Source organism: Mesoflavibacter profundi, assembly GCF_014764305.1.
Classification (GTDB): domain Bacteria; phylum Bacteroidota; class Bacteroidia; order Flavobacteriales; family Flavobacteriaceae; genus Mesoflavibacter; species Mesoflavibacter profundi.
The window spans coordinates 2,042,193-2,053,809 of the sequence record NZ_CP061703.1 but is presented as its reverse complement, the minus strand read 5'-3'; the positions used below and the strand labels follow the sequence as shown (position 1 = coordinate 2,053,809).

Sequence of the window (11,617 nt, the reverse complement as noted above, 5' to 3'; positions counted from 1 at the left end):
GTTATGGATTTGGGACTATAATTTGGGTTTCGTCTCCTGTGGTTACATCTAGGATATTTACTACTAAACCTTCGGCAGAGTCATAAATTTCTAAAGTTAAATTCCCGAATGTAAATGTTCCTTCTTCTAATCCTTCTCCTAATTGCGAACTAAATAGTGTTCTTGATAACGAACTTAACACTTGACGATTTAAACTTTCTGCAAATTGATCTAATTCTGATCCTTGAGCATTATCATTTTTTGCATCTGGATCTTCAAATGAGTTTTGCGAATTAGCAGAACTAAGTAACCATTGATAGTTAAAAGTATCGCCTCCAAATGCTGGATTTATTGGCTGGTAAGTTAATTGCTGTCCAATGCTAGCGTATCCAACTAACATGCAAACGGTGATTAATAGCGTTTTCATAATATATAAATTAGTAGCGCTGTTGTATATCTGCGCTTTCTTCTAAATTTTTTAAGTATTTGTACACTCTTAATATGGCTTGATCATTGACTTTGGTTAAATAGTCAATACTTGGTCTTACAAAAAATTCGAACACCTTTTTTTCGCCTACTAAAACTTCTATTTTAGTATTTCTACCTAGAGCTAAAACCTCTTTTATTTTTACAATTTTATTTGCGTTTATATTATTTACAGTATACAAGTTATAAAAAAGTTTGTAAAAATCTCTACCTGGTTTTGTTTTTGTTTCTTCTAATACCAACCCTTTTATTTCTACTCCATCTTCTTTTGTACTGCTTACATCTACAGTTTGTTGTGTTGCTTTAGGGTTTGTTTTTAAATTTATATCTGAAAGAATTTTTTTCTTAAATGCTTGATCACTTCCATCATCATTTAAAACTATTCTATCTTTTCCAATTAACTTTTTATCTAAATTGTAGATTAATAAAAGTAATGTGGTTTTTGTATGTTTTGGACTATTAATTACGGTAGAAGATAAATCTAATTTTTGATTTGCTTGTATTACAAATCTACCTTCTTGGTCGTTTTTGGAAGAGTTGCCTAGCGAATCTTTTTTTATTACAGATAATTTATAAACTAGGCTTTCTGTAATTTCGGTTTTATTAAATGCAGTTCCTACAATTGTTATAAAACCATCATTTTTTTCTGTTCTTATTTTTGCTTCAATGTCTTTATTGATAATTTGAGCAAGTGTAATTGCATGCATAAAAATTACACAAACTATACTTAAAACAACTTGCTTTTTATCAAATTTAAACATGTGACTAATCGAAATTTCTAATTATTACAGATTGACTTTGTCCCTGCATAGAAACTTTTATTTTATCTGATAAAGAGTTGTTTCCAAAAATGGTTAAATTTTGATTGTCACCATTTTGAACAATTGTTGCCTCTCTTACTTGAGACTGTAAAAAACTGGTATCAAAAACAGTATTATTATTTCCGTTTTGTAAAATCGATTGGTCAATAGTATTTACATTTAAATTAACAAATGTAGAGTTATCATTTCCGTTTTGAATAACAGTTACATTACTATCCTGAGATTTAATTTTAGTATTAGAAACATTACTATCTCCTATTTGAGTAATAAACACATTATTTTGTTGCGCTATTTGTGTTTGATTAACTAACAACATATTTGCTTGGCTGTTAGACAATGCTTCAGCTGTTGTATTTGATGCATTATCATTAACAAAAGTTTGCGCGCTACTACTAAATGCAAAAACTAAATTAAGGATAATTATACTTAATATTTTTTTCATAACTAACTAATTTGGTATAAGTTACAAAATAGTGTTGTTTATAAAAAGTATAAGAGCAAATTAATGCTCTTATACCTTTTTTATAAAATTAACTAAAAGAACTTAATCTTAACTTGTTATTAGTCCATTTGAGTTACAACAGATGAGTTGTTGTTACCAATTTGGTCAACATCACTTACATGAGTATTCCCAGTTTGAGAAACTATACTGTTGTTACCCATACCATCTTGTAATACATCACTTGTATGGCTTAATCCATCTTGTGCAACATCACTAATGTTAAGCATTCCTGTTTGAGTAACTGTAGATAAGTGTAAATCTCCTGTTTGTGCTACAGTAGAAGTGTTTAAGTCTCCTGTTTGCATAACGTAAGATTCGTTATCATTTCCAGCTTGAGCAACTGAAGAACCATTAGCATTTCCAATTTGATCTACATCAGAAATATTACTATCTCCATTTTGAGCAACTGAAGAACCGTTAAGGTTTCCTGTTTGATCTACAAAAGAATCGTTCATATCACCAACTTGAGCTACAAAAGATCCATTGTTGTTACCATCTTGAGTTACATAAGACTCGTTATCATTTCCAAATTGAATTTGAGTAGAACCATTTGCATCTCCGTCTTGATCTGTAGTAGAAATGTTAGAATCTCCAGTTTGAGAAACTAAACTACCATTAAAGAATCCTTCTTGATCTACATCAGAATCATTCATGTTTCCTGTTTGATCAACATCTGAATTGTTGTTTCCTCCATCTTGTCTTACATAAGAAATGTTATCATCTCCTATTTGATCTACAGCACTAGTATTGTAATCTCCTTGGTAACCTTGATAAACATCACTATCATTATTATTACCATCTTGCATTACAGAGCTAGTATTAAAATCTCCCCATTGATCTAAGTATGAGTCATTATCTGTTCCTATTTGATCAACATCAGATAAGTTATCATTACCATCTTGCCATACAAAAGAATCGTTATCATCTCCAGATTGATAAACATCACTATCATTGTTATCTCCTGTTGTACCTTGCCATACAGTAGATTCATTACTGTTACCATATTGAGATACATCAGAATCATTCATATCTCCGTCTTGTAATACAGTAGAATCGTTACCATCTCCAGTTTGATAAACGTAAGAATCGTTATCATCACCGTCTTGATCTACATCACTTGTGTGATTGTCACCGTTGTAACCTTGTAAAACTATAGAACCATTATTATCTCCTTCTTGATCTACAGAACTAGAGTTTGCATCTCCCCATTGATCAACATAAGAGTCATTACTATCTCCATCTTGATCTACTGAAGAAACGTTATCATCTCCATCCTGCCATACAAAAGAATCGTTAAAATCTCCATCTTGATCTACATCACTAGTATTGTCGTTAGAGCTGTAAGCTTGTCTAACTTCAGAATCGTTAGATGTTCCTAATTGATCAACAGTAGACATGTTGTCGTCTCCTTCTTGAGTTACTAAAGAGTTGTTTGTTAATCCTGTTTGACCAACAGTTGAAGAGTTTCCGTTTCCTATAGTTGAAACAGTACTTGTGTTTGATTGTGCGAACATTACAGTTCCACACATAAGTGCAGCTGCACTGAAAAATAATTTTTTCATTGTGAATATTTTATTGATTAATAGCTTTTCAAATATAGATATTTTTTTAATCGTAAAATTAGATGTCCTAATTAAGTTTTAATAAACAAGCAATTATTCGTTATGTATTATTTTTTTATCGGTAAAAAGCATTTTCAAGAAAGTTTTTTCCTACAAATAAAAAACAGCTTAAATACTGAATAACAACAGTATATACGTACACCTACGTACATTTAAGCTTATATTATTAGATAAAAAAAAAGACTAATCTGGCAAAGATTAGTCTATATAAAAAAACCTCGATAAAAATCGAGGTTTTGTATTGTATATACTTAACAGTTTTAGTCGTTTTGTGTAACAATAGAAGAATTATTATTTCCTATTTGTGATACATTACTTACATGTGTAGTTCCGAATTGACCAACATCACTTATGTTATCATTTCCTGTTTGAGTAACATTAGATAAATGTTGTAATCCATCTTGCATTACATATGATGTATTTAAATCTCCTGTTTGTGTTACATTAGAAACATGCATAGTTCCATATTGTAAAGTTAAAGCATAGTTATCATCTCCTGTTTGCATTATATTACTTTCATTATCGTCACCATATTGACCAGCACCAGCATAATTACCATCTCCAATTTGATCAATATCTGAGTCGTTATCATTACCTAACTGAGCATTTTCACCTACATTAAAATTACCCACTTGATCTATTGTACTATAGTTTGAATCTCCCCATTGCCATTCATTAGAGATATTGTTGTCTCCTGTTTGATTAACATAGACAGTATTACTATCTCCTATTTGATCTGTCATAGAATAGTTAGCATCTCCATACTGATTAGCAACAGATGTATTAAAATCTCCATCTTGAGATTGGCTAGACGAATTAAAATCTCCATACTGATAATTATATGCATAGTTATAATTTCCTGTTTGAGAAATAGCTGAAGTATTATCATCCGATCCATCTGCGTCACCATATTGATCTATGTGACCATAATTAGAATCTCCTGCTTGAACAATAGATCCTGTATTACCGTCATTTAAACCAGCTCCTGTACCGTATCCTTGGTGAATTTCAGAACTGTTGAAATCTCCTGTTTGAGAAGCCATAGCTGTGTTTTCGTCTCCTAAAGAATCTACATCAGAATAATTTGAAGTTCCATCCTGCATTACATCTGCAGAGTTTAAATCTCCCCATTGTTCTACTGTAGAATAATTTGTCATACCTGTTTGAGAAACAACTGAAGAGTTTGTGTTTCCAACTTGATTAACGTCACTGTCGTTTGATTGTGCAAACATTAAAGATCCGCACATAAGTGCAGCTGCACTGAAAATTAATTTTTTCATTGTGAATATTTTATTGATTAATAGCTTTACAAATATAAAGCATTTAATACGCTAATTTTGAACAGCTTAATTTTTGAATCCTTTTTTAAGAATTTAATCGTTATACATTTTAATAATATCGATAAAATACAATTTTACGTAATATTAATCCTACATATATTTACTCTCTAATTATTAATAATAAATTAAAAATACGTAGGTCTACGTATGATTTTTTTATGCTATTCTTAATAAAACACAACCCTAATTGATAATTTATAAAAAAAGCTCCTTTATTAAAGGAGCTATAATTTTATTTAGTGAATAATAATTCTCTATATTTTGTTAATGGCCATAACTGGTCATCGACTAATAATTCTAACTTATCACAATGATATCTTATTTGATCAAAGAAGGGTTTAACTTTATCACAATACAACACCGATTTTTTATAAATATCTTCAACTGCATTTGCTTCTTTTCTTGATGCTGTCATTTTTGTAACACTAGAATTAATAGCTTCTATATGACTGGATATTTCTTCTATAATAAGCAATTGTTCTTTTGCTACTTTTTTAAATTCTTTTCCATAAATATCCTTTAACCCTTGAACATTCTTTATTAAGGTATTTTGATATTTTACTGCTGTTGGCACAACATGGTTTCTAGCAATATCACCTAGAACACGTCCTTCTATTTGTACACGCATTGCGTACTCTTCCATTTCTATTTCGTAACGTGCTTCAGCTTCAATTTTATTCATTACGCCTAATTCTTCAAAAAGCGCTAAAGATTTTTTAGAGATTTTTGCTTTTAATGCTAAAGGCGTTGTTTTATTATTACTTAAACCGCGTTTATTTGCTTCTTTTTCCCATGCTTCTCCATAACCGTTTCCTTCAAAAAGAATAGTTTTAGATTGCTTAATATACTCTCTTAAAATATTAAAGATAGCATCGTCTTTTTTCATTTTTTTCTTATCTACTAACTTATCAACTTCTGCTTTAAATTCTATTAATTGTTTTGCAACTATGGTATTTAACACGGTCATTGGATTTGCACAGTTAGCGGTAGACCCTACAGCTCTAAATTCAAATTTATTACCTGTGAAGGCAAATGGCGATGTTCTGTTTCTATCTGTATTATCTAAAAGAACGTCTGGTATTTTACCAACCACGTTTAGTTTTAAATCTGTTTTTTCTTCTGGAGACAATTTACCATCGGTTACGTTTTCTAACTCGTTTAAAGTTTTAGTTAATTGCTCTCCTATAAATACCGAAATTATTGCTGGTGGCGCTTCATTTGCTCCTAATCTATGATCATTACTTGCAGATGCGATAGACGCTCTTAACAACTCTTCATTATCACAAACCGCTTTAATGGTATTAATAAAAAAGGTTAAAAATTGAAGGTTGCTCATTGGTGTTTTTCCTGGACTTAATAGATTAACTCCTGTATCTGTACTTAAACTCCAATTATTATGTTTACCAGATCCGTTAACGCCTGCAAATGGTTTTTCGTGAAATAAAACTTTAAAATTATGTCTTGCTGCAATTTTATCCATAACATCCATTAGTAACGAGTTATGATCTACCGCAAGATTTACTTCTTCAAAAATTGGCGCTAATTCAAATTGGTTTGGCGCGACTTCATTATGTCTAGTTTTTACAGGTATACCTAGTAACATACATTCGGTTTCTAAATCACGCATAAAAGACATCGCACGATTTGGAATAGTCCCGAAATAATGATCGTCTAATTGTTGTCCTTTAGCTGGCGCATGACCTAAAAGTGTTCTTCCTGTTAAAACAATATCTGGTCTTGACATGGCTAAACTTCTGTCAATTAAAAAATATTCTTGTTCCCAACCCAAAGACGCATTTACTTTTTTTACATTTTTGTCAAAATATTTACAAACTGCGACAGCAGCACTATCTACAGCTTGTAATGCTCTAAGTAAAGGTGTTTTATAATCTAATGCTTCTCCCGTATAAGCAACAAAAACAGTTGGTATACAAAGTGTTGTACCATAAATAAAAGCTGGCGATGTTGGATCCCAAGCTGTATAACCTCTTGCTTCAAACGTATTTCTAATTCCGCCATTAGGAAAGCTAGATGCATCAGGTTCTTGCTGCACTAATTGATTACCTCCAAATTTTTCAATAGACATTCCTCCTTCTATAGTTTCAAAAAAAGCATCATGTTTTTCTGCAGTTGCTCCAGTTAAGGGTTGAAACCAATGCGTGTAATGTGTAGCGCCTTTAGAAATTGCCCATTCTTTCATTCCAGTTGAAATATGATCTGCAACTACACGATCTATTTTTTTTCCTAACTTAACAGCATCCATAACACTTACAAAAGCCTCTTTTGTAAGGTATTGCCTCATTGTTGCTTCATTAAACACATTTTGACCAAATAATTCTGATCTTCTTTTATTTTCTTCTATAAATATTGGTTTATGCTGTAACGATTGTTTTACTGCATGAAATCTTAATGTTGACATATCGTTTTATTAATTTACAATTGCGAAATTACAATTTTTTATACTTTAAAATTATTACACCCTAAAAAAAATAGGGTTATTAACAAGTTTTTGATAAAATTAAAACTTACACCCATATTTTTATATAGGTCGAATTAAAAAACTATTATATTTGCATGCAACTATAACTAATAAAAATTTTATACCATGAGTAAATCTAAATTAGAGTACATTTGGTTAGATGGTTACCATCCAACTCAAAACATGAGAAGTAAAACTAAAGTTGAAGACAATTTTAGCGGTAAATTAGAAGATTGTCCAATTTGGTCTTTTGATGGTAGCTCAACAAAACAAGCTACAGGAGACTCTTCAGACTGTCTTTTAAAACCTGTTGCTATTTATCCTGATCCAGCTAGAAAAAATGGATATTTAGTAATGACTGAAGTTTTAAATCCAGATGGTACACCTCATGTTTCTAACGGTAGAGCAACTATTGACGATGATGATAACGATTTCTGGTTTGGTTTTGAGCAAGAGTACTTTATCATGGATAAGAAAACTCAATTACCTTTAGGATTTCCTGTTGGTGGTTATCCTGCTCCTCAAGGTTTATATTATTGCTCTGTAGGTGGAAGAAATACACATGGTAGAGCTTTAGTTGAAGAACACGCTGATTTATGTATCGAAGCTGGATTAAACTTTGAAGGTATTAACCAAGAGGTTGCATCTGGTCAATGGGAATTTCAATTATTTGCTAAAGGTGCTAAAAAAGCTGGAGACGAAATTTGGGTTGCTAGATATTTATTAGATAGATTAACAGAAAAATACGGATATTATATAGAATACCATCCAAAACCATTAGGAAAAGAAATGGATTGGAATGGTTCTGGAATGCATGCTAACTTCTCTAACACAGTATTAAGAACTTGTGGCGATAAAGACACTTACATGAAAATATGTGAAGCTTTTAGACCTGTAGTTGCAGAACATATTGCTGTTTACGGAGAATTTAATGATCAAAGATTAACTGGTGATCACGAAACTGCATCTATTAACGACTTTAGTTACGGAGTTTCAGATAGAGGTGCATCAATTAGAATTCCAATTATTACAGTAGAAAAAGGCTGGAAAGGTTGGTTAGAAGATCGTAGACCAGCATCTAACGGAGATCCATACAAAATAGCAGGAAGAATTGTAAAAACGGTTAAATCTGCAAATATTAGTTAAACATTATTATTGTTAAATCCTAAAAAACGCTTTCATCATTTTGAAAGCGTTTTTTTTTATTTCTGCTTAACCTTTAAAAACAATAAAAATAAATACAGCGTAAACCACTACCAAAGCAAAACCTTTAAACTTATCTATTGTATTTTTTTTAGGTATCAAACCTAAAGGAAGTATCACTGCTGCAAAAAGCAGCATCCAAAAAATATCTCGACTTAAAATTAAAGGTTCTTCTATTGGAATAGTTTTTACAATTGAAGTTAAGCCTAAAACTGAACCTATATTAAATATATTTGACCCAATTAAATTACCTAAAGAAATAGCTTTTTCTTGTTTTGCAGCTGCAATAACAGAAGCTGCTAATTCTGGTACACTTGTCCCAATTGCAATCATAGTTACACCAATTACAGCTTCACTAACTCCAAGTTGTGTTGCTATTTGCGTTGCACCTTTAACCAACCATTCACTTCCAAAAAATAATGCCAAAGCACCAATTAACAACCAAACTAGTATTTTAAATGAAGATACAGCAGACAACGCATCGTCTACATCTTCTAATTCTTCAGTTGAATTTTGGCTCTTAATTAAATAAACCACAAAAATTATTAATGCAATAAATAAAATGGCGCCTTCAATAGGAATTAACTGGCTATCATTCCATAAGAAATAATAAAGCACTACAGAAAATAAAATCATGACAGGCCAAGTTAATTTATAAAACGATTTATCTATACCAATTGCTCCTACTATAGCTGTAACACCTAAAACCAAACCAATATTAGCGATATTAGATCCAACTACATTATTTATTGCAATAGCTGGAGAACCGTTTAATGCAGCCTGTAAGCTAACCAACAATTCTGGCGCAGACGTTGCAAAGGACACAACCGTCATACCTATTATTATTTTTGAAATATTAAGTTTGAAGGATAACGCTACAGAAGATCGCACTAAATATTCTCCTCCTACTACTAAAAGCACAAATCCTAAGATTAAAAAAACAATACTCATATTAATAATTTTATGCGAAGATACAGTTTGATATATTGTATTACAATTATTCTTTTAGACTAAAAAAAATAAACCCGAATTAAATAATTCGGGTTTAAATTATCCTATTTTTTTATTATTTTCCTTATTAGACTTTTATTGTTTTCAGTTTCAATTTTAACTAAATATAAGCCACTTGCAACTTTTAAATCTATGTAGTTGTTATTAGCAACTTGTTGTTTTAGTACTAATCGTCCTTCAGAAGAAAACACAGAGATATTGTAATTTTGTTCTTTACCTGAAACATAAAGCTTGTCTGTTATTGGATTTGGAAATAACTTAATAGAAGATGTTTCAAAAGTATCTGTATTTAAGTTTTGATTCCAGGTATCACCAACATTTGTTCCCCAAATATATTCTACTAAATCTGGTTGATCTATAAATGGGTTACGGTTAAATTGCCATTCATAAACCACATTATTTCGATTCATTTCAAAATCGTCAGGCGGATCATTTCTATGCCAATCTAGCAAAGTAGCTAAATCACCCATTTGTCCAGAAACACTAGGATAACCATTAACTACACTTAATCCGTTATACCTTATTTGAAGAAATAAAACACTTCTAGCAACATCACCTTTAAAGCTACCTAACGTGCCGCTAGGACCATTGTATTGTCCGTAATGTTGATTTCCTCTTAAACTATTTTCAGGTCCATCTGCTGCTCTTAATGCATGCGCATCGCTATTACCATGTCTTAAAGAATCTGCTTTTGTTGCCCAAAAAATATCTTTTCCGTCGCGTGTATCATCTGCTTCAATACTATTATATCCTGCCAAAGATCTTGGAAAAGTATGTTCTCTATTCCATTTTGCAACATTACTAGCGTTATTTTGAAAATCTAATTTTGCTCTACCTTGCTCTGTATAAACTAACCAAACCTGATTAGAATTTTCAGGGTTTTGATCGGCTTCTTGCAAAATATCTATTATATCCGCATAGGTTTGTGCTCTAACTACATTAGGATCTGCTACAATATCTTGCAGAGCTTGCTCTAAAGCTGCTCCTGACAATCCATCTATACTATCATAATAACCTGCCGGTTGCGTACTTGACACTAATCCATAAGTTGGATTTACTGGAGAACCAAATGGTGCAACTGTAAAATCGTTATCTACAACCCTTAATTTAATGTTATTATTATAAGGAATTAATGGTGTTGGCAAATTATCAAATCTAATTAATGGTTCTTCATCACCTTCATCTAATGCATCGTCTACTAAAGTAATAGTTGTTGTTACTTGATTTTGACCACTTAAAATGGTTAATGATGTATTTCCTGTAAAATCGAATGTATCAAAAGACTGGTTATTTAATGTAAATGAAAATGAATAATCAGAATCCACATTTTGTTGCGCTGTAAAAGTGATATCAAAAGATAATCCTTCGTCTATCATAATTTGATTTGTAGAAATTTCTAAAGCATTTAATACAATTCCACTACCATCATTTAACTGTCTTGGAGTTGGCGTAGTTGACGTATATGATCCATCGTTATTACGCTGTATTGAGTTTGTGTTATTTCCTGGTCCTTCATTTATCTGCTCTGTAACACCTAATAAAGCCATCAAGCCTGTATCATCTGCATCGCTAGTATCATACACTAAAGCATCTACTAAATTGGTTTGTGTTGCCAATGTCCCAATTGGGAAATCATAGTCATTCCCTAAATAAATAGCTATTGCATCTGCTCCGTTTTGAATTAAATTTTCACCAATAAACACTTGCGGATATGGGTTAACCGTATCACTACCAATTAACAATAAACCATTTACATCTGTAACAGCTCCATCTAAGTCTAACGCATAATAACTACTATCGCCTCCTGAAGTAGATCCGTTAAAAAACACTAACACATAACCGTCTAATGGAAAATTTGGAGTTTCGGATTTTAACTCTATAAATTCTTGGTAGTCTATACCTGGTGTATCACAATCTAGCTCATTTATTACTACTGTTTGAGAATACCCAAAACATATGAATAGTAAACATGAGATTTTTAATAAATGTTTCATTTTTAGGAGAATTATTTTTGCAAATATACTACTATAAATAAGTTAATATTTAAGTTGTTAGGATTTATTTAAATAAACCAAAATGAACAGAAACTGCTTTTTACAGACAAAAAGTCCCTTATTTTAAAAAAACACTACAAAAAAACGCCTTGAATTATTACATATTTAAATAATAAATTC

At 31.3% G+C, this 11,617-nt stretch carries 9 protein-coding genes; 1 reads left to right on the top strand and 8 read right to left on the bottom strand.

What is annotated here, in order from left to right:
* Position 1: 1 nt before the first annotated feature.
* The 6 genes from IFB02_RS09225 to IFB02_RS09200 form a co-directional block, all read right to left on the bottom strand.
* The gene (locus IFB02_RS09225) at positions 2–406 is read right to left on the bottom strand and encodes a curli production assembly/transport component CsgF (protein WP_106687091.1); all 405 of its coding nucleotides are present in this window, start codon (positions 404–406) and stop codon (positions 2–4) included.
* 10 nt (positions 407–416) lie between these two features.
* Positions 417–1,226 carry a CsgE family curli-type amyloid fiber assembly protein gene (locus IFB02_RS09220; RefSeq protein WP_106687090.1) on the bottom strand — a complete coding sequence of 270 codons (810 nt, stop codon included), beginning with the start codon at positions 1,224–1,226 and terminating at the stop codon, positions 417–419.
* 4 nt (positions 1,227–1,230) lie between these two features.
* Entirely contained in the window at positions 1,231–1,728 is a 498-nt protein-coding gene (locus IFB02_RS09215) for a hypothetical protein (RefSeq protein ID WP_106687089.1), read from the bottom strand.
* Between the two features lie 119 nt (positions 1,729–1,847).
* Entirely contained in the window at positions 1,848–3,350 is a 1,503-nt protein-coding gene (locus IFB02_RS09210) for a hypothetical protein (protein ID WP_106687088.1), read from the bottom strand.
* Between the two features lie 320 nt (positions 3,351–3,670).
* Positions 3,671–4,690 (bottom strand): hypothetical protein, encoded by a 1,020-nt coding sequence (locus IFB02_RS09205; RefSeq protein ID WP_106687087.1) that lies wholly within the window; start codon positions 4,688–4,690, stop codon positions 3,671–3,673.
* 292 nt (positions 4,691–4,982) lie between these two features.
* Entirely contained in the window at positions 4,983–7,169 is a 2,187-nt protein-coding gene (locus IFB02_RS09200; RefSeq protein ID WP_106687086.1) for a glutamine synthetase III family protein, read from the bottom strand.
* 186 nt (positions 7,170–7,355) lie between these two features.
* On the opposite strand from IFB02_RS09200, the gene IFB02_RS09195 reads away from it, so the two are divergent.
* Positions 7,356–8,375 (top strand): glutamine synthetase beta-grasp domain-containing protein, encoded by a 1,020-nt coding sequence (locus tag IFB02_RS09195; RefSeq protein WP_106687085.1) that lies wholly within the window; start codon positions 7,356–7,358, stop codon positions 8,373–8,375.
* A 66-nt stretch (positions 8,376–8,441) separates the two neighbouring features.
* On the opposite strand, the gene IFB02_RS09190 is transcribed toward IFB02_RS09195, so the two are convergent.
* Positions 8,442–9,383, bottom strand: a complete 942-nt coding sequence (locus IFB02_RS09190; RefSeq protein WP_106687084.1) for a calcium/sodium antiporter — start codon at positions 9,381–9,383, stop codon at positions 8,442–8,444.
* A 104-nt stretch (positions 9,384–9,487) separates the two neighbouring features.
* Positions 9,488–11,437: an endonuclease gene (locus IFB02_RS09185; RefSeq protein WP_106687083.1), complete on the bottom strand. Its 1,950-nt coding sequence runs from the start codon at positions 11,435–11,437 to the stop codon at positions 9,488–9,490.
* Positions 11,438–11,617 lie beyond the last annotated feature (180 nt).